Source organism: Tropicibacter oceani, assembly GCF_029958925.1.
Taxonomy (GTDB): domain Bacteria; phylum Pseudomonadota; class Alphaproteobacteria; order Rhodobacterales; family Rhodobacteraceae; genus Pacificoceanicola; species Pacificoceanicola oceani.
The window spans coordinates 896,309-915,694 of record NZ_CP124616.1 but is presented as its reverse complement, the minus strand read 5'-3'; the positions used below and the strand labels follow the sequence as shown (position 1 = coordinate 915,694).

The 19,386-nt window shown below is 64.2% G+C and carries 20 protein-coding genes; 10 read left to right on the top strand and 10 right to left on the bottom strand.

The genetic code is table 11. The features are described 5' to 3' along the window. The first annotated feature begins 52 nt into the window (after positions 1 to 52). Together QF118_RS04305 and QF118_RS04300 are read left to right on the top strand one after the other, a co-directional pair. Positions 53 to 616, top strand: a complete 564-nt coding sequence (locus tag QF118_RS04305; RefSeq protein WP_282301416.1) for a gamma-glutamylcyclotransferase family protein — start codon at positions 53 to 55, stop codon at positions 614 to 616. Then, a complete protein-coding gene (locus tag QF118_RS04300) occupies positions 613 to 1,842 on the top strand; it encodes a DUF2254 domain-containing protein (RefSeq protein WP_282301415.1) in 1,230 nt (409 codons plus the stop codon). Before QF118_RS04305 ends, QF118_RS04300 begins: the two co-directional genes overlap by 4 nt. Here the strand turns inward: QF118_RS04300 and gltX are convergent. Next, complete coding sequence (gene gltX, locus QF118_RS04295) at positions 1,839 to 3,173, bottom strand: glutamate--tRNA ligase (protein WP_282301414.1); 1,335 nt, start codon at positions 3,171 to 3,173, stop codon at positions 1,839 to 1,841. The genes QF118_RS04300 and gltX overlap by 4 nt on opposite strands. 110 nt (positions 3,174 to 3,283) lie before the next feature. Here gltX and QF118_RS04290 point away from each other — a divergent pair, with 110 nt between their 5' ends. The 3 genes from QF118_RS04290 (at position 3,284) to QF118_RS04280 (ending at position 5,258) form a co-directional block, all read left to right on the top strand. Then, positions 3,284 to 4,225, top strand: a complete 942-nt coding sequence (locus QF118_RS04290; RefSeq protein ID WP_282301413.1) for a 1-phosphofructokinase family hexose kinase — start codon at positions 3,284 to 3,286, stop codon at positions 4,223 to 4,225. Between the two features lie 76 nt (positions 4,226 to 4,301). Beyond that, on the top strand, positions 4,302 to 4,829 hold the full coding sequence (gene thpR / locus QF118_RS04285) for an RNA 2',3'-cyclic phosphodiesterase (RefSeq protein WP_282301412.1): 528 nt from the start codon (positions 4,302 to 4,304) through the stop codon (positions 4,827 to 4,829). A 39-nt stretch (positions 4,830 to 4,868) separates the two neighbouring features. After that, positions 4,869 to 5,258, top strand: coding sequence for a metallopeptidase family protein (locus tag QF118_RS04280; RefSeq protein WP_282301411.1), 390 nt, complete (start codon positions 4,869 to 4,871; stop codon positions 5,256 to 5,258). 4 nt (positions 5,259 to 5,262) lie between these two features. Here the strand turns inward: QF118_RS04280 and QF118_RS04275 are convergent, their stop codons facing one another. From QF118_RS04275 to QF118_RS04265, 3 genes are all read right to left on the bottom strand, one after another. Beyond that, positions 5,263 to 6,627: a hypothetical protein gene (locus tag QF118_RS04275; RefSeq protein WP_282301410.1), complete on the bottom strand. Its 1,365-nt coding sequence runs from the start codon at positions 6,625 to 6,627 to the stop codon at positions 5,263 to 5,265. 126 nt (positions 6,628 to 6,753) lie between these two features. Then, entirely contained in the window at positions 6,754 to 7,323 is a 570-nt protein-coding gene (locus QF118_RS04270; RefSeq protein ID WP_282301409.1) for a hypothetical protein, read from the bottom strand. Between the two features lie 126 nt (positions 7,324 to 7,449). Beyond that, positions 7,450 to 9,111 carry an NAD+ synthase gene (locus QF118_RS04265; protein ID WP_282301408.1) on the bottom strand — a complete coding sequence of 554 codons (1,662 nt, stop codon included), beginning with the start codon at positions 9,109 to 9,111 and terminating at the stop codon, positions 7,450 to 7,452. Between the two features lie 153 nt (positions 9,112 to 9,264). Here QF118_RS04265 and QF118_RS04260 point away from each other — a divergent pair, with 153 nt between their 5' ends. After that, on the top strand, positions 9,265 to 10,713 hold the full coding sequence (locus tag QF118_RS04260; protein ID WP_282301407.1) for an MORN repeat-containing protein: 1,449 nt from the start codon (positions 9,265 to 9,267) through the stop codon (positions 10,711 to 10,713). A 39-nt stretch (positions 10,714 to 10,752) separates the two neighbouring features. On the opposite strand, the gene QF118_RS04255 is transcribed toward QF118_RS04260, so the two are convergent. Genes QF118_RS04255 through modA form a run of 5 tightly spaced genes read right to left on the bottom strand, consistent with a single transcriptional unit; the run spans position 10,753 to position 15,454 of the window. Further along, positions 10,753 to 12,279, bottom strand: coding sequence for a cryptochrome/photolyase family protein (locus QF118_RS04255; RefSeq protein WP_282301406.1), 1,527 nt, complete (start codon positions 12,277 to 12,279; stop codon positions 10,753 to 10,755). Further along, the gene (locus QF118_RS04250) at positions 12,273 to 12,938 is read right to left on the bottom strand and encodes an SDR family NAD(P)-dependent oxidoreductase (RefSeq protein ID WP_282301405.1); all 666 of its coding nucleotides are present in this window, start codon (positions 12,936 to 12,938) and stop codon (positions 12,273 to 12,275) included. The genes QF118_RS04255 and QF118_RS04250 overlap by 7 nt, the downstream gene beginning before the upstream one ends. Positions 12,939 to 12,970: 32 nt before the next feature. Then, a complete protein-coding gene (gene modC / locus QF118_RS04245; protein ID WP_282301404.1) occupies positions 12,971 to 14,053 on the bottom strand; it encodes a molybdenum ABC transporter ATP-binding protein in 1,083 nt (360 codons plus the stop codon). Further along, positions 14,050 to 14,742, bottom strand: a complete 693-nt coding sequence (gene modB / locus QF118_RS04240; RefSeq protein ID WP_282301403.1) for a molybdate ABC transporter permease subunit — start codon at positions 14,740 to 14,742, stop codon at positions 14,050 to 14,052. The genes modC and modB overlap by 4 nt, the downstream gene beginning before the upstream one ends. Position 14,743: 1 nt before the next feature. Then, positions 14,744 to 15,454, bottom strand: coding sequence for a molybdate ABC transporter substrate-binding protein (gene modA / locus QF118_RS04235; RefSeq protein WP_282302401.1), 711 nt, complete (start codon positions 15,452 to 15,454; stop codon positions 14,744 to 14,746). 199 nt (positions 15,455 to 15,653) lie between these two features. On the opposite strand from modA, the gene QF118_RS04230 reads away from it, so the two are divergent. Continuing rightward, entirely contained in the window at positions 15,654 to 16,253 is a 600-nt protein-coding gene (locus QF118_RS04230; RefSeq protein ID WP_282301402.1) for a protein-methionine-sulfoxide reductase heme-binding subunit MsrQ, read from the top strand. Here QF118_RS04230 and QF118_RS04225 read toward each other — a convergent pair. Further along, the gene (locus tag QF118_RS04225) at positions 16,250 to 16,693 is read right to left on the bottom strand and encodes a MarR family winged helix-turn-helix transcriptional regulator (RefSeq protein ID WP_282301401.1); all 444 of its coding nucleotides are present in this window, start codon (positions 16,691 to 16,693) and stop codon (positions 16,250 to 16,252) included. The two genes, QF118_RS04230 and QF118_RS04225, sit on opposite strands and share 4 nt — an antisense overlap. Positions 16,694 to 16,816: 123 nt before the next feature. On the opposite strand from QF118_RS04225, the gene QF118_RS04220 reads away from it, so the two are divergent. From QF118_RS04220 to maiA, 3 genes are read left to right on the top strand one after another with little or no spacing between them, the layout of a single operon-like run. After that, the gene (locus tag QF118_RS04220) at positions 16,817 to 17,998 is read left to right on the top strand and encodes a 3-hydroxybenzoate 6-monooxygenase (RefSeq protein WP_282301400.1); all 1,182 of its coding nucleotides are present in this window, start codon (positions 16,817 to 16,819) and stop codon (positions 17,996 to 17,998) included. A gap of 30 nt (positions 17,999 to 18,028) precedes the next feature. After that, on the top strand, positions 18,029 to 18,724 hold the full coding sequence (locus tag QF118_RS04215) for a fumarylacetoacetate hydrolase family protein (RefSeq protein ID WP_282301399.1): 696 nt from the start codon (positions 18,029 to 18,031) through the stop codon (positions 18,722 to 18,724). Next, on the top strand, positions 18,721 to 19,368 hold the full coding sequence (gene maiA, locus QF118_RS04210; protein WP_282301398.1) for a maleylacetoacetate isomerase: 648 nt from the start codon (positions 18,721 to 18,723) through the stop codon (positions 19,366 to 19,368). Before QF118_RS04215 ends, maiA begins: the two co-directional genes overlap by 4 nt. Positions 19,369 to 19,386 lie beyond the last annotated feature (18 nt).

The window sequence follows — 19,386 nt, the reverse complement described above, 5'->3', positions numbered from 1 at the left end:
GATCCCCCGCAAGGTTGTTTGACTTACATCAACAAGCAGGCATTTATGAGATATGTCGGACATATATTTCTTTGGTTACGGGTCTCTGGTGAACAGCCTGACACATGGGTATGCCCCCACCCACCACGCCACGGCGCAGGGCTGGCGGCGGGCATGGCGTTATACGCCGGACCGCAAACTGGCCTATCTGACCGCGATTCGCGCCCCCGGACATGAAATCGACGGGCTTATCGCCCCGGTCCCGCAGGATGGCTGGGCCACGCTGGACCTGCGCGAACACGCCTACGACCGGCTGCCCGCCACCCACGCGGTCGCGCATCCGGCCACCGCGTCGGAAATCGCCATCTACGCCATCCACCCCGATCGCCTGCATATTCCCGATGACGATCACCCGGTACTTCTGTCCTATGTCGATGTGGTGTTGCAGGGCTATCTTCGTGAATTTGGCAAGGACGGCGCGCTGCGCTTTGTCGCCACAACCGACGGCTGGGAGGCCCCGATGCTCAACGACCGTGCCAACCCGATCTACCCGCGCGCGCAGCGCCTTGACCCGGCCGAGCGCGCCTTTGTCGACGACACCCTGCATGCGCTGGGTTGCAAGGTTCTGGTTCCATGATCTCGAAGGGACTGATGCAGGTGCTGCGCCTGTCGCGCAGTCTTGGAACCCGGGCGGTGCTGATGACGATGCTGGCGCTGGCCTCGGTCTTTGTGGCGCCGCTGTTCGATCCGCTGATCCCCGACCCGCTCAAGGACCGGTTCGGGCGCGACGCCGTGTTGCCGGTGCTGACGATCCTGGCCTCGTCGATGCTGGCGGTGACCACATTTTCGCTGGGGGTCATGGTGCAGGCCTTTCAAAGCGCCTCGTCGCAGGCGACGCCGCGCGCCTATCGCATCCTGATGCAGGACGGCACCACGCAGACCGTTCTGGCCACCTTTGTCGGGGCCTTCCTGTTTTCTCTGACCGCCATCGTCATGTTCCGGGCAAACTTTTACGACGCGGCGGCAGCGGTGGTGATCTTTGCCATGACGATTTTTGTGATCGCCGCGATCATCCTGGCCATCCTGCGCTGGATCGGACACCTGTCGCAACTGGGAAGCATGGACCACATCCTGTCCCTGATCGAATCCGTGGCCCAGCCGCCGCTGAAGGCGCTGGCCACCTATCCGGCGCTGGGGGCTGTTCCCGCCTCTCGTGCAGAACCGCCGCCGCCGGGCGTAAAGACCGTGACAGCCCCCTGCGCGGGCTATGTGCAATTCATCGACATGCCGGGCCTGAACAGCACCCTGACAAAGGCCGGCGCGCGCCTTTGGATCACCGCCGCCCCCGGCGCCTTTGTGGTGGAAGGCGACGACATCGCCCTGCTGAACATCCAGGACGACGTGATCGCCAAGGCCGTGGCGAAACACTTTACCATCGGCAAGACCCGGTCAATGGAACAGGACGCGCGCTTTGGCCTGATCGTCATGGCCGAGATCGCCAACCGCGCCCTGTCGCCCGGCGTCAATGACCCCGGCACCGCGATCGACGTGATCCACCGTCAGCTGAACCTGCTGCACGGATGCCTGACCCCGACCACGGACGCCCCACGCTTTGATCGCATCGTCGCGCCCGAGGTCTCAGCCGAAGACCTTCTGGAAGACGCCTTTGACATCCTGACCCGCGACGGGGCAGGACGCGTCGAAATCATGAACCACCTGCAAGAGGCGCTTGGACGGCTTTCAAACAGCGCATGGCCCGAAATGGCCAAGGCCGCAAAAGAGCATCTGCCCTACGTGCAGGATCAGGCGCGGGCGCACATCACGATGAAGACCGATCTGGAAACGCTGGGACTGGGCGGTTAGGACGCCAGCCCGCGCGCCGGGACCTTTTGCAGCAACTGCATGACATCCGCCATTTCCGGCCCGCGTTCCTGCCCTGTCAGCGCCTTGCGCAGCGGCATGAACAGGCCCTTGCCCTTGCGGCCTGTCGCCTCTTTCACCGCGTTGGTGAAGGTGCTCCAGCTGTCGGCCGCATAGGGCGGCTCGGGCAGCAGGGTCATGGCCTGGGCAATGAATTCGCGGTCCTCATCGGCGATCAGCGGCTCTGCCCCGTCGCGGAACAGGGTCCACCAGCCGGGCAGGTCCTTGCGGGTCTGGATATTCTCGCGCACGACCTTCCAGAACAGCTCGGCCTTGTCGGCAGGCACGCCCAGCGCAGCGATCTCGTCCTTGACGGCGTCAAAGGACAGCCCGTGCATCTTTTTCGCGGTCAGCGGATACAGGTCCTGCACGTCGAACTTGGTGGGGGCGCTGCCGAACTGGCCAAGGTCAAACCCATCGGCGATCTCGTCCAGCGACATCTGCAATTCCACCGGCTGCGACGATCCCAGTCGCGCCATCAGCGACAGCAGCGCCTCGGGCTCGATCCCGGCTTCGCGCAGGTCGCGTAGGGCCAGGGTGCCCAGACGTTTGGACAGCGATTCCCCCTGCGGGCCGGTCAGCAGCGAATGGTGCGCAAAGGCCGGCGCCGTGCCGCCCAGCGCGCGGATGATCTGGATCTGCGTCGCGGTATTTGTGACGTGGTCGTTGCCGCGCACCACATGGGTGATCCCCATTTCGACGTCATCGACAACCGAAGCCAGCGTATACAGGAACTGCCCGTCCGCCCGGATCAAGACCGGATCGGAAAGCGAGGCCGCATCGATCGAAATGTCACCCAGAATGCCATCGTCCCAGACGATGCGTTCCTGATCCAGCTTGAACCGCCAGACACCGTCGCCGCGCTCGGCGCGCAGCTTGGCCTTGTCGTCCTCGGACAGGGCCAGCGCGGCGCGGTCATAGACCGGCGGTTTGCCCATGTTCAGCTGTTTCTTGCGCTTCAGGTCCAACTCGGTCGGCGTCTCGAACGCCTCGTAGAAACGGCCCATTTCGCGCAGCGTGTCAGCGGCGTCGCGATAGCGGTCCAGCCGCAGCGACTGCCGTTCCACCCGGTCCCATGTCAGGCCCAGCCATTCAAGATCCTGCTTGATGCCATCAACATAGGCCTCTTTCGAGCGCTCGGGATCGGTGTCATCGATGCGCAGAATGAACTGTCCGCCGGTCTTGCGGGCGATGAGATGGTTGAACAAAGCGGTGCGCAGGTTGCCGACGTGGATGTATCCGGTGGGCGAAGGCGCGAAACGAGTGACGGTCATGGGCATGTCTCCTGATCAGCGCGCGTGTTTCATATGGCGGGTGATTTGTCCAGTTTTGCCTTTCGCCGCGCGCCGGCTGTCGCCATGATACCGGTAACAACGAGGGTTCCATGACCAAGATTCTGACCGTCACCTTCAATCCCGCGCTCGATCTGGCCACCAGCGTCGACCGCGTCGTGCCGAACCTCAAGCTGCGCTGCGCCCCCGAAACGGCCGAGGCCGGCGGCGGCGGCGTGAACGTGGCGCGGGCGGTGACGCAGTTGGGGGGCGCGGCGCAGGCCTGGGTCGCGCTGGGCGGACCGAATGGTGCTGCGCTGGGCGATTTGCTGGACGGGCTGGGGCTTGACTGGGTCCGGATCGAAGCACCCGGCAGCACCCGGCACAGCTTTTCCGTGACCGATCAGGCCAGCAAGGACCAGTACCGTTTTGTTCTGACCGGACCGACCTGGACCGGGTCGCAGCTGGATGCCGTACTGGACCGGATCGCCGCCGAAACGCCGCCCGACACGCTGGTCGTCTTTTCCGGCTCCATGCCGCCCGGCTCTGAACCCGGATTTCTGCCCAGGGCGATCACGCACCTGGCGCCGCGGCGTACGGTGATCGACACATCGGGCCCGCATCTGGAACATCAGGCGCGCGGCGATGCGCCCGCCCCCTACATCCTGCGAATGGACAGCCACGAGGCCCAGGCCCTGTCCGGCCTGCCGCTGGAAAGCCGCGCGGACAGCGCGGCGTTTGCCGAAACCCTGCGCCAGCGCGGCGCCGGAGAGATCATCATCATCGCGCGCGGCGCGGATGGGTCGGTCATGGCCGAACCCGGCGGGCTTTGGCATGTCACCGCCGCCAACGAAGGCGTGGTCAGCGCCATCGGCGCGGGCGACAGCTTTGTCGGGGGGTTCGTGATGGGGCTTGCCGCCGGGCAACCCCCGCAAGAGGCGCTGCGGATGGGGGCCGCCGCCGCCAGTGCCGCCGTGCTCAGCGAAGGCACCCAGCTTTGCCTGCCACAGGATTACACGCGGCTTTTGCCGCTGACGGAACTGTCGCGCCTGTAGTCCCGGCCACGACAGGAAACACTGCGTTCAGGGCAAACCTATGGAAAGCGCGGCGCAGCTATGTCACCTAAAGGGCATGCGCCTTTTCATCGCCCTTGACCTGCCACCCGAAACCAGGGCTGCCCTTGGCGCCCTTCAGGATCGCCTGCCCGCGGGTCTGCGCCCGGTCCCCGAGGAAAACCTGCACCTGACCATGGCCTTTCTGGGCGATCAGCCCGACGCGGTGACCGAGGCGCTGCACGAAGGCCTGGAAACCCTGCGCGCGCCCCGGCTGGCGCTTAGCCTGGGTGGCATCGCGGTCTATGGCGGCCATCGCGGCCAGGTGCTCGCGCTCGAGGCCGAGGGCGAGGCCCCCTTGCACGAATTGCACGACCGCATCCGCGCCCGCCTGCGCGGCGCCGGGGCCCAGGTGGAACGCCGCCGCTTTCGCCCGCATGTCACGCTGGCGCGGATGCCGGGCCATGCCGACCCGGGGCCGGCGCTGGCCACGCTGGCGGCGGCGCAAATCGCCCCCTTCACGGTCAGCAGTTTCGGGCTGTACCAATCCACCCTGCATCCCGACGGCGCGATTTATGAAACGCTGGCCAGCTATCCGCTGGGCTGACCCTTTCCTGTCGCGCCAGAACGCCCCATAACGCACATCATGACTCGCACCGATCCAGACGCCTTTCTTGACATGGCACAGGCGGCCATCGACGCCCTGCCGGACATGTTCCGCGACAGCGCGCTACAGGTGATCCTGCAGATCGAGGAATTGCCCGACGACGCCCTGCTGCACGAGATGCAGATCGACGACCCGCTGGAACTGACCGGCCTGTATTCCGGCATTCCGATGACCGAAAAATCGCTTAGCCATCCGTCGCCCTATCCCGACACGGTCACCCTGTTCCGCCAGCCCATCCTTGCCGAATGGCGCGACCGCGGCGATGTCTCGCTTGCTGACCTGGTTGCCCATGTGACGGTGCATGAATTCGCCCATCACTTTGGCTGGTCCGACGACGATATCGCCACGATTGACCGTTGGTGGGAATGACCCCCTAGGGCTGTGTCCAGACCGGCGGGTCCTGATCCGAGATGCCCAACACCGGGATCTGCCCGGCCAGCTGCCAATGAAAATCGACCTGATAGCGGCCACCATCGCCGTGGATGATCATCTCTTCGGTGTCGGTCCGGCTGGTGCCGTTAAAGGGTGGCCCAGCCAGCGTCTGCTGCGTCAGAGCCAGGAAAATCTCGCGTACATCAAAGATGTCGTCCCTGTTGCCGGTTCCCAAGGCCAGGAAAATCGCGGCAACTCCGACGACGATCCCGACAATCCCTACAATTGCAACGCCGATTGGCCCGGTAAGAATGAACGAAATCGTAAGCGGCACCAACACCGCGACGCTGATCGCGTTGTAATAGGCATAGATCAGGTTGAACAATTCGTAGGATGAAATCTCGGCCTCGATGCTGGTCATCAGTTCGGTCAGGAAATCCATGAATCCGCCCGCCGGGTCCAGTTCGGCCAGCGTGAACAACGGCAGAAACACATGAGGCAGGTTCAAACCGCCAAGGTCGTATTCATGCGCCAACAAGGGCGGGTTGAAAACCTCGCGCTGGCCTTGGGAAAAGCTGCCCAGATCGGTTGGGCCGAACTGTTCGCCATTGGCAAGCGAGGGGTTGGAATTGTAGGCCAGCGGCCCGTGTACCGCGACGCCGCCCATGGCCATTTCGTCATCGCCCGCCTCGCCGCGGGTGCGGCGCAGACAGCGGACCCGGTCGATGTTCAGGCGCAGCGTCTGATAGCCGATCTGCTGCGGCCCGGGCGTACCACTGGTCGGCGGCGGCGGCGTTGTGGGTTCGTCCTCCGGACCCGGCGGCGTGTCCTGATCTTCGGGTCGGCCATCGTTGTCCACCGTTGGCTTGATATCGCGAAAGACACCGTCGTGCCCCGGATACAGATCTTTCAAAAGCTCTTTCAGCCATCCCCAAAAGCTGCCTTCATCGCCTTTCCTGATCTTCCTCAGTTCAAGGGTTTCGGTCAGCTGATCGCTCACCTGGGACCGATCGGCCATTGGCGTCTTTGCGTTCGGCTGCACCAGCTTTTCCAGATCGTCCCGATCCTTTTGCGGCAACAACAGGCCGGTCCGCAGGTCTTCGGACATCAGCCGCTTGGCCAGCTTTTTGGCGTCGTTCCGGGACAGCTCGCCCCAATACCTGAGGACAAGCTGAGCGGGCGATGGCGGCGGGGCCTTTTGATCCCGCGCCTGCAGCCACGCCTTGGGGATTTCGACCCGCGGAGCGGGCTTTTCGGACAAAAGCGCCTCGGCGATTTCGGCGCGGAAATGCCGCTCGAACAAGGTGCTGATCGCCTGCGCCCTGGGGGTAAGATGTTCGCGTTGTGCGCCGGAAAAATTGGACATGGGCCTCTCCTGAAATTGAATGAACAAAAGGGAATGCCAAATCGCACAGGAAAACGCCGGAAAAATCTACCTCTGATTGAGGAAGTTCCGGTTTTCCTTACCCCGAGTGTTCTCGACTGAGGGGGCCTAGTTCGCGGCGCGCTGCATCATCATTTCATGCACCGCCTGCATGCCGCGCGCCGCCATGTCCGACACCTCGGCGGCATGGATGTGCAGCGCCTCGACCAGTTCGGGATCGTCCGAGGTCTGGATCACCACCAGCCCTTCGTCGGTGATGTCGATTTCCGACAGGATGCCTTCGCCGCGGGCGAAAAAGATGTCCAGCGTCGGGCTTTGGATAAAGATCTGCGGATCGCGTTTTTGACCCACCCGGTCGATCATCCCGACCGCGTGGCTCACCAACACCTCCATCACCTCCGGGTCCTTGGAAAAGGTCACGGTGCGGATGCCGTTGGGCAGGTTTTCCACCGTCCGTTCGATCAGGTGAAAGTTGCGGAACATCACCGCCAGTTCGGCGCTTTCCTCGGGGGTGGCGTCAAGGCCGCGCAGGCCGGGCATGGTCATTTCGTCATGGCCGGTGCCATCGGCCCCGTGCATCTGCCCGTGCCCATGCCCATGCATCATCTGCGCCGAAGCCCCTGCCGCCAGCAGCACAAGCGCCGTCGCTGTCATTCCGATCCGCTTCATCATGGCCATCAAGTCCCCCCGGGGTTGCCGCCGCATCCGCGCGGCGCTGCCATGGACTGTAGCCAGCCCATGCCCCCCGGACAACAACGCATCGCTGCCTTGCCGCGCGGTACCGTTCACGATCTGGGGATCGTATCAGCCCTCGTCGCGCCAGCGGTTGACGATGGGATAGCGGCGATCCAGCCAAAAGGCGCGCTTGGTCAGGCGCGCGCCCGGGGCGCTTTGGAACCGTTTGTATTCGCTGATGTACAGCAGGTGTTCGACCCGCTTCACATCCTCGCGGGTAAACCCTTCGCGGATGCAATCGGCGACGCTGGCCTCTTGGTCCACCAGCATTTCCAGAATGCCATCCAGCACCGGATAGTCGGGCAGGCTGTCGCTGTCCTTTTGATCCTCGCGCAGCTCGGCGCTGGGGGGTTTGGTGATGATCCGGTCCGGGATCACGGCGCCCTCGGGGCCCATCATCCAGCCGCGATGGTTGGCATTGCGCCAGCGGCAGGTTTCAAAGACGCGCGTCTTGTACAGGTCCTTGATCGGGTTGTAGCCGCCCGCCATGTCGCCGTAGATCGTGGCATAGCCCACCGCGACCTCGGACTTGTTGCCGGTGGTCAGCAGCATTTCGCCGAACTTGTTGGACAGCGCCATCAGCAACAGCCCGCGCAGGCGCGACTGGATGTTTTCCTCGGCGATGTCGGGCTTTGTCCCTTCGAACAGCGGGGCCAGGGTGTTGGTTATTGCCGCGCGCCCTTCAGCGATGGGAACAAAGTCATAGCGGCAACCCAGCGCCGTGGCGCATTCCTTGGCGTCCTCAAGCGAGCTTTGCGAGGTATACTCGGACGGCAGCATCACGCAGCGCACGTTTTCAGCCCCCAGCGCATCCACCGCGATGGTCGCCACAAGCGCCGAGTCGACGCCGCCGGACATGCCCAACAGCACCTTGCCGAACCCTGTCTTGCGGCAATAGTCGCGCAGGCTTTCGACCATGACCCGGTAATCCATTTCCCAGTCATCGGGGTGGGTGACGAACTGCCCCTCTTCGGCGCGCCAGCCGTCGCGGGTGCGGTTGAACTGGACGTGGGTGATCGCCTCGTCAAAGGTCGGCATTTGTACCGCAGGGCGTCCGTGCAGGTTCAGCACGAAGGACCCGCCGTCAAACACCTGATCGTCCTGACCGCCCACCATGTTGAGATAGACCAGCGGCAATTCCGTTTCGATCACGCGGGCGACCATGTGGTTCAGGCGGGTTTCAAACTTGTTGCGGAAATAGGGCGATCCGTTGGGCACCACCAAAATCTCGGCGCCGCTTTCGGCCATTGCCTCGCAGACGTCGGGATACCAGGCGTCTTCGCAGATCGGGATGCCGATGCGCACTCCGTTGATGGCAATCGGCCCCTGCATCCGGTCACGCGAGAACAGGCGCACCTCGTCGAAGACGTTGAAGTTGGGCAGAAAGAACTTGTGTGTCACGGCGGCGACCTTGCCACCCTGCAAGACGTAGTAACTGTTGTGCAGCTTGCCGTCCTCGCCCGGGAACGGACCGCCGATGCCCAGCGCGGGCCCATCGGCGCAGTCCACCGCCAAAGCCTCGATCTGCTGGACAGCGTCACGCACAAAGGCGGGTTTCAGGATCAGATCCTGGGTCTGATAGCCCACGGCGGACATTTCCGGGCAGGCCACGAAATCGGCCCCGGCCTTGCGGCCTTCGTCCCAGGCGGCGCGCGCCTTGGCGATGTTGCCCTTGATGTCGCCCACGGTGGGGTTCAGCTGTGCCAGTGTCAGGCGGAAACGATCACCCATGACCTGTCCTTTTCTATCGCGTTACCGCCCAAATAGCAGATGCACGCCCAAGGGGAAGTGCGCAGCGGCAAAAGAGATTGCCCCGTCCCACCCTGTCCTTTACGTTCCGGTCACGCAAACAGGACCTTTCGCACCACCGGGGGCAAGACAGGCATGAAGCTGGCAGGTATCACTTTTATCCTTGCAGGGGCCCTTGGCGGCATCGCCATGGCACAGTCCCAGGACGAGGTCGTGACCAAGCAATATGATGATGGCGGCGTCTACGAAGGCACCTTCCTGAACGGGCTTCAGCATGGCACCGGCACCTACCGGCTGCCCAACGGCTATGAATACACTGGCGAATGGGTCGACGGCGAAATCAAGGGCCAGGGCGTGGCGCGCTTTCCCAACGGGTCCGTCTATGAGGGCCAGTTCGCCAAGGGCAAGCCCGAAGGCATCGGCAAGATCGTGCTGACCGATGGCAGCACCTATGAAGGGTCCTGGCTCGAAGGCAAGATCACCGGACAGGGCGTCACGGTCTATGCAAATGGCATGCGCTATGAAGGCGCGTTTCGCAACGCGCTCCAACATGGCAAGGGGGTCATGACTTCGCCCAGCGGGTACGTCTACGACGGCGACTGGGTCAATGGCGTCAAGGAAGGCACGGCCAAGATCACCTTTCCCGATGGGTCAACCTACGAAGGCCGTGTGTCAAACGGTGAACGCGATGGCACCGGCAAGATGACGATGAGCGACGGGGTCATCTACGAAGGCACCTGGCGCGAAGACCAGATGGACGGTCAGGGCAAGCTGATCCAGCCCAACGGCGACATCTACGAAGGCGCCTTTGTCGACGGCCGCCGCGAAGGCATGGGCAAGGTGATCTCTCCCAACGGCGACGTCTACGAGGGCGAATTCAACAACGACCAGCGGCACGGTCAGGGCACGTTCATCGGCAAGGACGGCTATCGCTATTCGGGCAATTGGGTGACCGGCCAGATCGAAGGCCAGGGTCAGGTCACCTATCCAGATGGATCAGTCTTCGAAGGCCAGTTCAAGGTCGGCCTGCCCAATGGCATGGGCAAGATGACCTATCCCGGCGGCGATACCTACGAAGGCCAGTGGGTCGATGGCGTCATGGTCGGCGAAGGCATCGCCACCTATGCCAACGGCCATGTCTATCAGGGCGGTTTCCAGAATGCGAAATACGAAGGACGCGGGGTCATGACCTACCCCGACGGCCACGTTTACGAAGGCGACTGGAAAGACGGCCAGCGACACGGCACCGGCAAGGCCACCTTCCCCGATGGCACGGTCTACGAAGGCCAGTTCCGCGATGGCCAGCGCCACGGCCTGGGCACCATCGTGATGGCCAACGGCTTTCGCTACGAAGGTGAATGGAGCCGCGGCGAGATTTCCGGTCAGGGCGTGGCAACCTATGCCAATGGCGATGTCTACGAAGGCAGTTTTGCCAATGGCAAACGCCAGGGCGAAGGCACCATGCGCTATGCCACGGGGGAACAGGCCACCGGTGAATGGATCAATGGCGCGCTGTCGGGCACAGCCCAGACCAATACCCCGGCCGCGGCCCCGCCAGAAACCGCCATTCCCCAAGACAACTGATCCGCTCTGCGGCGGTTCAGGCGGCCGCGGACGTCCAGGTCAGACCACCTGGCCCTGATCCAGACGGTCCAGCAGCGCGGCGGCCTCTTGCAGGATCACCGCGCGTTTGTCTTCGTCCATGCGATCCCAGGTGCGGTACATGTTGCCCATCCGCGCATTGCCGCTGAACCGGTCGCGGTGGCGATCCAGGAAATGCCAGTACAACAGGTTGAACGGACAGGCCTTGTCGCCGGTCTTGTCCTTGACGGCATAGTGGCAGCGCTTGCAGTGATCGGACATCTTGTTGATGTAGTTGCCTGAGGACACATAGGGCTTGGAGGCGATGACCCCGCCATCGGCGAACTGGCTCATCCCGACGGTATTGGGCGCCTCGACCCATTCGAAGGCGTCGATATAGACGCTTAGATACCATTCATGCAGTTCGGTCGGGTTGATCCCGGCCAAGAGCGCGAAATTGCCCGTCACCATCAGCCGCTGGATATGGTGGGCATAGGCCTCTTGCCGGGTCTGGCTGACGGCTTTTTCGACGCAGCGCATCCGCGTCGGGCCGCCCCAATACAGCGCCGGCAGCTTGCGGTCATGGTTCAGGGCATTGCGTTGCGGATACTCCGGCCCTTCGAGGAAATAGATGCCCCGGACGTATTCGCGCCAGCCGATGATCTGGCGGACAAAGCCTTCGACCGCGTTCAGCGGGGCATCGCCATCCTCATAGGCCTGCTGCGCGGCGCGGCACACCTCGAGCGGGTCCAGCAGACCGATGTTCATATAGGCCGACAGCAGCGAGTGATACAGAAACCGGTTCTGATCCAGCATGGCGTCCTGGAAATCGCCAAAGCGCGGCAGGGCATGGCGGATGAAATGCGCCAGCGCCTGCCGGGCCTGCCCCTGGTCGGTGGCATAGTGAAAGGGCCGCAAATCGCCGAACGTCTTGCCAAAGCGCGCCTCGACAAGGTCCAGCACCTCTTGGGTGATGGCATCCGGGGTGAACTGCATCGGCGCGGTCGTCACGCTGTCGGGGGCTGGCTTGCGGTTTTCCTGGTCATAGTTCCACTGGCTGCCCGCAGGTTCGTCGCCTTGCATCAAAAGGCCGGTCTTGCGCCGCATCTCACGGTAGAAATACTCCATCCTCAGGGCCTTGCGCCCCTTGGCCCAATCCTGGAACTGGCTGTGCGAGGCCAGGAACCGGTCGTCTTCCTTCAGGTGCAGCGTGATCGGCGCGTTCTGCAAGGCCTGGATCAGGCGCCATTCACCCGGCTCGGTGGCCAGCACCTCAGACGCGCCGGTTTCCTCGGCGCGGCGCAGCAGTTCCCCCACGATCGACCCGGCGTTGCCGGTGTCGTCCAGCTGGGAATAGCGAATGGTCCAGCCGTCCTGTTCCAGCCGCGCCGCGAACTTGCGCATCGCGGCAAAGATCAGCGCGATCTTCTTGGGGTGGTGCGGGACATAGCCCGCCTCGTCCGCGACTTCGGCCATGACGACGATGTCGCGCGCCTTGTCGGCCGCGCGCAGGGCGGACAGGTCGGTCGACAGCTGGTCGCCCAGCACCAGGACAAGACGTGCTACCACGGGATTTCCTTGCCCGCATAATCCAGAAAGCGGCCGGTGTCCTTTGCGGTCAGGCTTGCCATGACCTCGATCAGGCGCGCGGCGGCCTGTGGCGCGGGAACGGCAGGATGACGGCCAAGGTATTTTTCGGTAAAGGGCGTGGCCACCGTGCCGGGATGCAGGCAGACGCAGGCCAGCTGTTTGTGGGTGCGCGCCAGTTCGATCGCCGCACCATGCATCAACTGGTTCAACGCCGCCTTTGCAGCGCGATAGCTGTACCATCCCCCCAGCCGGTTGTCGCCGATGCTGCCCACGCGGGCGGACAGGGCGGCAAACACCGCCGGGTTGTCCTTGGGCAGTAGCGGCAGCGCATGTTTCAGCACCAGCATGGGCCCCATGGCGTTCAGCGCAAACTGGTCCTGCATCGTTCGGGCACTGAGGCTGGCCAGGGATTTCTCGGGGGCGCCGCCGTCAATCTCAAGCGCGCCGGTCGCCACTAGGACCCAGTCGAATGGCCCTTCGAGGCTGCCAATTACCCCCCTGACCGAGGCTTCGCTGGTGACGTCCAGCCCGTCGCCCGACCGCGACACGCCCGTGACCGCATGGCCCTTCGCCTGCAAGGCGGCCTGCACCGCAGATCCGATGCCGCCGCTGTTCCCGATGATCAATACCCGTTTCATAAGCCAGCGACCTAGCGGCGCGGCAGCCAGGTTCAAGCCCCGCCGATGTCTTGCGGGGCGATGGCGACGGTTTTCAGCACCGCAAAGCATTCAACCCCTTCGGCCAGGCCCAGCGCCTGGGCCGACCGGCGGGTGATCCGGGCCAGAACCGTGCCGGCCGGCGTCGAAAGCGACACGATGGCCCCCGGCCCGCCGCCTTCGCGGATCGCCTCGATGCGGCCAGGAATGATGTTGAGCGCGGACAGCCCCTCGGGGCGCGACCGGGCCAGGATCACCTCCTGGGCGGGAATGCGGACACGCAGGGTTTCGCCGACCGCGCGGGCGACGCGCGGCAGATGCAGGCGCTGCCCGCCTGCGTCCAGCTCGGACAGGCCATCGTCGTGATGCGCCACGACCCGCGCCTCCAGGATGGCCCCGGCGCCTCGGACCCCGGCGGGCAGGATCGACGGATCGCCCAGCACATCGGCCGCAAGGCCCTGGCGCGCAACGCGCCCGTCCTGCAAGGCCACGACCGAAGTCGCAAGGCGCGCCACCTCGGCCGGGGCATGGCTGACGTACAGGATGGGCACGACCGCCTCGTCGCGCAGGCGTTCGAAATAGGGCAGGATCTCGGCCTTGCGGGCCTCGTCCAGTGCGGCAAGCGGTTCGTCCGCCAGGATCAGCGCCGGATTGGCCAGCAGCGCGCGACCGATGGCGACCCGCTGCTTTTCACCGCCTGACAGGGCACCTGGCCGACGATCCAGCAGCGCCCCGATGCCCAGAAGCTCGATCACGTGATCGGGGTGCACAGCACCGCGATCGGGGGAAAACCACCGCCCGTAGGACAGGTTCTGGCGCACGGTCATGTGCGGGAACAGCCGTCCTTCCTGAAAGATATAACCCAGGCGGCGGCGGCTGGGCGGCAGGCAAAGCCCCCGCTGCGTGTCCAGCAGCACATGGTCGGCAACCACGATCCGCCCGGCGTCCGGCCGCAACAGCCCCGCCACCGCGTTGACGATGGTGGTCTTGCCCGATCCCGACCGGCCGAACAGCACGGTCAGCCCGGCCGGGGCCTGAAAATCCACGTCCAGCGCCAGCCCGGGGAATTGGTGTTTCAGACAGACAGACAGTGTCATGCGCCGCCCACCCGGCGCGACACCCGGCGCGACAGCCATTCCGACAGCAACAGCGCGCCCATGGCGATCACGATCGACACGATCACCAGCCGCAGCGCCGATCCTTCGGCCCCCGGCACCTGCAAAAAGGCATAGACCGCCGAAGGCAGGGTCTGGGTCTGGCCAGGAATGTTGGACACAAAGGTGATGGTCGCGCCGAATTCACCCATCGCCTTGGCAAAGGCCAGGATCGCGCCTGCGATCACCCCCGGCAGGGTCAGCGGCAAGGTGACGGTCAGGAACACCCAAAGGCGCGAGGCGCCCAACGTGGCGGCGGCCTGTTCCAGCCTGGGGTCCACCGATTCTATCGACAACCGCATAGCGCGCACCATCAGCGGAAAGGCCATGACCGCCGCCGCCAACGCCGCCCCGGTCCAGCGAAAGGCAAAGACGATCCCGATGTCCTGCAAGGCCGCGCCCAGCGGCGCGCGGGTGCCAAAGGTCATCAGCAGCAGGTAGCCGGTGACCACCGGCGGCAGGATCAGCGGCAAATGCACCAGCCCGTTGACGATCTGTTTGCCGGGGAAATGCCAGCGCGCCAGCGCATAGGCGGTGAACAGCCCCAGCGGCAAGGACAACAGGACCGCCCATAAGGCCACGCGCAGCGACAGCGCCACCGCCTGCCATTCTTCGGGGCCCAGCCAGTCCACCCTAGTCCTCCGGCAGGGCAAAGCCCTGATCGGCAAAGACGGCGCGGGCCGGGGCGCTGTTCAGGTAATCAAGCAGGTCCTGCGCGGCGGCCCCGCTGCCCTGGATTCGCGCCGCAGGGTAGACGATGGGCGGGTGCGACCCGGCGGGAAAGGTCGCCAGCACGCTGACCTGCGGTTCGGCCTGCGCATCGGTGGCATAGACGACGCCCAGCGGCGCTTCGCCCAGGGCGACCAGCGCCAGCGCGGCGCGCACGTTGTCGGCCTGCGCCACCTGCGGCGCCAGCTGGTCCCACAGCCCCAGCGAGTCCAGCGCGGCCTTGCCGTAGATCCCAGCAGGCACCGCCTGAACCAGCGCCATGGCCAGTCGACCCTGCCCCAGACGCACGGGCAGATCGGCCCAATCGGTCAGGGGCGCATCCTGCGGTTGCCCGATCAGGACAAGGCTGTTGCCCAGCAGATTGCGGCGCGACCCGGCGTCGATCAGCCCCTGCGCGGCCAGGTGATCCATCCAGTCGGCACTGGCGGAAATGAACACATCCGCCGGTGCGCCGGCCTCGATCTGGCGGGCCAGCACCGACGACCCGGCAAAGGATACCGTCAGCCCATGCCCCGTCGCCTGCTGAAAGCCCGGCGCGATGGCGTCCAGCGCGGTCTTGAGGCTGGAGGCCGCGAAAACCGTCACCTCGCCCGCGCGCGCGGTCAGCGGCATCATGGTCAGGCACAGGGCCAGAACCGGAAAGAGGCGGACAAGGACCAAGGGTGGCTCCTATTAGAATGACCCTTCCCGAAGTAGCCAAACCTCCCCGGCAGAGGCAAGCCTTTCTGCCGCGCAAAAAATCTGGTCTGAGCCCGACGGGAATTCGGTGCCGCCCCGTTTGACCAGTGTTCGCAAGAAAAAGGAATGGTTTTCGATGTCCCGGTTCACCCCTTATTGGCTTTGGGCGCTTTTGGCCCTGCCGCCCGCCGCCTGGAGCTATCAGGCGCTTACATCCGACAACGCACGGATCATCCACATGCTTGTGCATCCCACGGGTGAATGGGCGGCGCGGCTGTTGATCATCACGATGATCGCGACCCCGCTGACCATGTTGCTGAAAGGCTGGCGCGGGCCGCAGTGGTTGAAAAAGAACCGCCGCTACCTGGGTGTCGCGTCGTTCGGTTATGGCGCGCTGCATACGCTGTTCTACGTGCTGGACAAAGGATCGCTCGACCAAGTCGTCAGCGAGATTGACCGCTTTTACATCTGGACCGGCTGGATCGCCTTTGCGATCTTCATTCCGCTGGCCGTCACCTCGATGGATTATTTCGTGCGCGTCATGGGACCGCGCTGGAAGACCCTGCAACGCTGGACCTATGGCGCGGCGGTTCTGACGCTGCTGCACTGGGCGTCGCTGCATAATTGGGAACATCCGCTGGGCGCCATTGTCCAATTTTCGCCGCTGATTGCCCTGGAAGCCTATCGCATCTGGTATTGGACCAACAAACGCCGGATGCGCCGCGCCGCGGCCTAACCCCCCTTGGCCGCCTTGTGGGCAAGCGCCAGGAACTGCCTTTGTTCCCCCGCGCTGAGCCCGCCCAGAATGTCGGGCTGCAGCGCCTCGACGATGGGGCGCAAGGCCTGCAACTGGTCCTGACCGGGTTTGGTCAGGGCCAGAACCCGCGCCCGTCGGTCGGTTTCGCTGACCTTGCGGGTGATCAGCCCCTTTTGTTGCAACCGGTCGATGACCCCGCCGATGGTTGCCCGATCATAGGCGATCAGCGCCGCAACGCTGGCCTGATCGACACCGGGATTGGCGGCGATCGCCTCTAGCGCGGCGAATTGGACCGGCGTCAGGTCGATCCCGGCCGCTTTTGCACGCATCTGAAAGGTCTGGGTCGAAATCTGGTGAAGCCGCCTGATCAAATGCCCGGCCATCTGGTGAAAGGGCAGGTCGCCGCCGCTGTCAGACATCTGTTTCACCCCTTGCGATCACGCCTTTCACGGCACCTTACAAAAAACAATGGCGCGAGGGTAGTATGCCTGCTAATGATAAGCATACATACTTATTTGGCGGAACCGGCGGGAGGAGTCGTCATGTCAGATCAACCCATCCTGATAGCGGGGGGCGGTATTGGCGGTTTGGCGGCGGCCTGCGGGCTGGCGCAAAAGGGCTTTCGCTCGATCGTGGTCGAACAGGCAAAACAGTTCGGCGAAATCGGCGCAGGCATCCAGATCGGCCCCAACGCCTTTCACTGCTTTGACTACCTGGGTGTCGGCGATCAGGCCCGGGAAAAGGCGGTCTATATCGACGCCCTGCGCCTGATGGACGCCCAGACCGCCGAGGACATAACCCAAATCCCGCTGGATGAACCCTTTCGCAAGTTTTACGGCAACCCCTATGCCGTGGTGCACCGGGCCGATCTGCATGGCGTGCTGCTGAAGTATTGCGAACAAAGCCCTCTGGTCGATCTGCGCACCGAACATGTGGTGGACCGCTATGAACAGGATGGCACCGGTGTGACACTGATCCTGAAAGGGCGCGATCCGCTGAAGGGCCGCGTCCTGATCGGCGCCGAGGGGCTGCGCTCGCCCATTCGGGCGCAGATGGTGGGCGACGGGGAACCACGGATTTCCGGGCACACCACGTATCGCAGCGTCATCCCGACACAGCAGATGCCCGAAGACCTGCGCTGGAACGCCGCGACGCTTTGGGCAGGGCCCAAGTGCCACATCGTCCACTACCCGCTGAAAGGCGGCAAGGTTTACAACCTGGTGGTGACCTATCACCGCGACGTCCAGGAGGCGATCTCGGGGCGGCCCGTATCCAAGGCCGAGGTCGCGCAGGGGTTCGAACACATCCACCCCAAGGCGCGCCAGATCATTGAACACGGCACCGACTGGAAGCTGTGGGTGCTGTGCGACCGCGATCCGATTTCCAACTGGCTGGACGGGCGCGTAGCGCTGTTGGGCGATGCGGCGCATCCGATGCTGCAATACTTTGCCCAGGGTGCCTGCATGGCAATGGAGGACGCGGTGGCGCTGGCCCATTGCATGGAAGGCGAGGCCGACATCGACAAGGCGCTGTCCCGGTATCAGGCCATGCGCAGCGTGCGCACCGCCCGGGTGCAGATGAACAGCCGCCTGATCGGCGAATACATTTATCATCCCTCAGGCGCGCAGGCCGCCGTGCGCAACAGCGTGATGAGCGGGATGAGTGCACAGGACTGGTACAATCAGCTGAACTGGCTGTACGGTTCCAATGGACTCGACAACTGAGATTTCCGCGAACGCAACAAAGGACAGACAATGGGTTTTGTAATCGATCCGGCCCCCACCCCTTCGGTAGCCGTTGCCGGCAGCGAAGACCGCTTTCCCGTGCGGCGCATTTTTTGCGTCGGGCGCAACTATGCCGCCCATGCCCGCGAAATGGGCAAGGATCCGGATCGCGAACCGCCGTTCTTTTTCACCAAGCCCGCCGATGCGGTGGTCGATCACGGCCAGACCATCCCCTACCCGCCCGAAACCGACAACCTGCACTATGAGGCCGAGATGGTCGTCGCCATCGGCAAGGGCGGGCGGAACATTTCCGAAGCGGATGCGCTAGGCCACGTCTGGGGCTATGGCACCGGCAACGACCTGACCCGGCGCGATCTGCAACAGACGGCCAAGGACATGGGGCGACCCTGGGACTGGGGCAAGGCCTTTGACCGCTCGGCGGTGATCGGGCCCCTGCATCCGGTGTCCGAAGTCGGCCACCCGGCCAAAGGGTCGATCAAGCTGACGGTGAACGGCGAAACCCGTCAGGACGCCGACCTTGACGAACTGATCTGGACCATCCCCGAGGTGATCTCGATCCTGTCGCGTTCGATGGCGTTGCAGCCCGGCGATCTGATCATGTCGGGAACGCCCGCCGGGGTCGGCAAGCTGGTGCCGGGCGACGTCTGCACCGCCTCGGTCGTGGGCTTGGGCGAGGCCACCGTGACGATCGGCAACCCGGAATGACCCTGATCCTGCATAACTACTTTCGGTCCTCGACCTCGACCCGGCTTCGGGCGGCGTTGAACCTGAAGGGGCTGGAGTATGATTATGTATCCTATGCGCTGAAGGAAAAGGCGCATAAGGACCCGGCCTTTCTGGCGCGCAACCCCGCAGGGCTGGTACCAGTGCTGGAGCTGGAGGACGGCACCCACATCCCGCAATCGCTGGCGATCATCGAATGGCTGGACGAGGTACACCCGCAGCCCGCCCTGTTGCCGCCCGACCCGGTGCAGCGGGCCCGCGTCCGGGCACTGGCCTACATGGTTGCCTGCGAGGTGCACCCGCTGAACAACCTGCGGGTTCTGCAATACATCGCCTCGGAATTCGGGGCGGACGAGGCCGCGCAAAAGCGCTGGTTCACCCATTGGGTCAGCGAAACCTTTGACGCGCTTGAGACATCCTTGGCCACCGCGCCGGAAACCGGGATGTTCTGCCATGGCGACACGCCGGGGTTGGCCGATGTCTGTCTTTACGCGCAGGTCTGGAACAACAAGCGGTTCGGGATCGATCCGGAGCAATGGCCGGTGATCGCCCGGATCTTTGCCGCGCTGGACAAGGTCGAGGCCTTTGTTCGGGCGGCGCCGCCCAACCAGCCGGACGCCGAGTAGGATGTGAGGACGGGAGTG

Coding starts and splice junctions, on each gene's coding strand:
- QF118_RS04305 (WP_282301416.1), top strand. CDS start 53: ATGTCGGACATATATTTCTTTGGTTACGGGTCTCTGGTGAACAGCCTG.
- QF118_RS04300 (WP_282301415.1), top strand. CDS start 613: ATGATCTCGAAGGGACTGATGCAGGTGCTGCGCCTGTCGCGCAGTCTT.
- gltX (WP_282301414.1), bottom strand. CDS start 3,173: ATGACCGTCACTCGTTTCGCGCCTTCGCCCACCGGATACATCCACGTC.
- QF118_RS04290 (WP_282301413.1), top strand. CDS start 3,284: ATGACCAAGATTCTGACCGTCACCTTCAATCCCGCGCTCGATCTGGCC.
- thpR (WP_282301412.1), top strand. CDS start 4,302: ATGCGCCTTTTCATCGCCCTTGACCTGCCACCCGAAACCAGGGCTGCC.
- QF118_RS04280 (WP_282301411.1), top strand. CDS start 4,869: ATGACTCGCACCGATCCAGACGCCTTTCTTGACATGGCACAGGCGGCC.
- QF118_RS04275 (WP_282301410.1), bottom strand. CDS start 6,627: ATGTCCAATTTTTCCGGCGCACAACGCGAACATCTTACCCCCAGGGCG.
- QF118_RS04270 (WP_282301409.1), bottom strand. CDS start 7,323: ATGGCCATGATGAAGCGGATCGGAATGACAGCGACGGCGCTTGTGCTG.
- QF118_RS04265 (WP_282301408.1), bottom strand. CDS start 9,111: ATGGGTGATCGTTTCCGCCTGACACTGGCACAGCTGAACCCCACCGTG.
- QF118_RS04260 (WP_282301407.1), top strand. CDS start 9,265: ATGAAGCTGGCAGGTATCACTTTTATCCTTGCAGGGGCCCTTGGCGGC.
- QF118_RS04250 (WP_282301405.1), bottom strand. CDS start 12,938: ATGAAACGGGTATTGATCATCGGGAACAGCGGCGGCATCGGATCTGCG.
- modC (WP_282301404.1), bottom strand. CDS start 14,053: ATGACACTGTCTGTCTGTCTGAAACACCAATTCCCCGGGCTGGCGCTG.
- modA (WP_282302401.1), bottom strand. CDS start 15,454: ATGATGCCGCTGACCGCGCGCGCGGGCGAGGTGACGGTTTTCGCGGCC.
- QF118_RS04230 (WP_282301402.1), top strand. CDS start 15,654: ATGTCCCGGTTCACCCCTTATTGGCTTTGGGCGCTTTTGGCCCTGCCG.
- QF118_RS04225 (WP_282301401.1), bottom strand. CDS start 16,693: ATGTCTGACAGCGGCGGCGACCTGCCCTTTCACCAGATGGCCGGGCAT.
- QF118_RS04220 (WP_282301400.1), top strand. CDS start 16,817: ATGTCAGATCAACCCATCCTGATAGCGGGGGGCGGTATTGGCGGTTTG.
- QF118_RS04215 (WP_282301399.1), top strand. CDS start 18,029: ATGGGTTTTGTAATCGATCCGGCCCCCACCCCTTCGGTAGCCGTTGCC.
- maiA (WP_282301398.1), top strand. CDS start 18,721: ATGACCCTGATCCTGCATAACTACTTTCGGTCCTCGACCTCGACCCGG.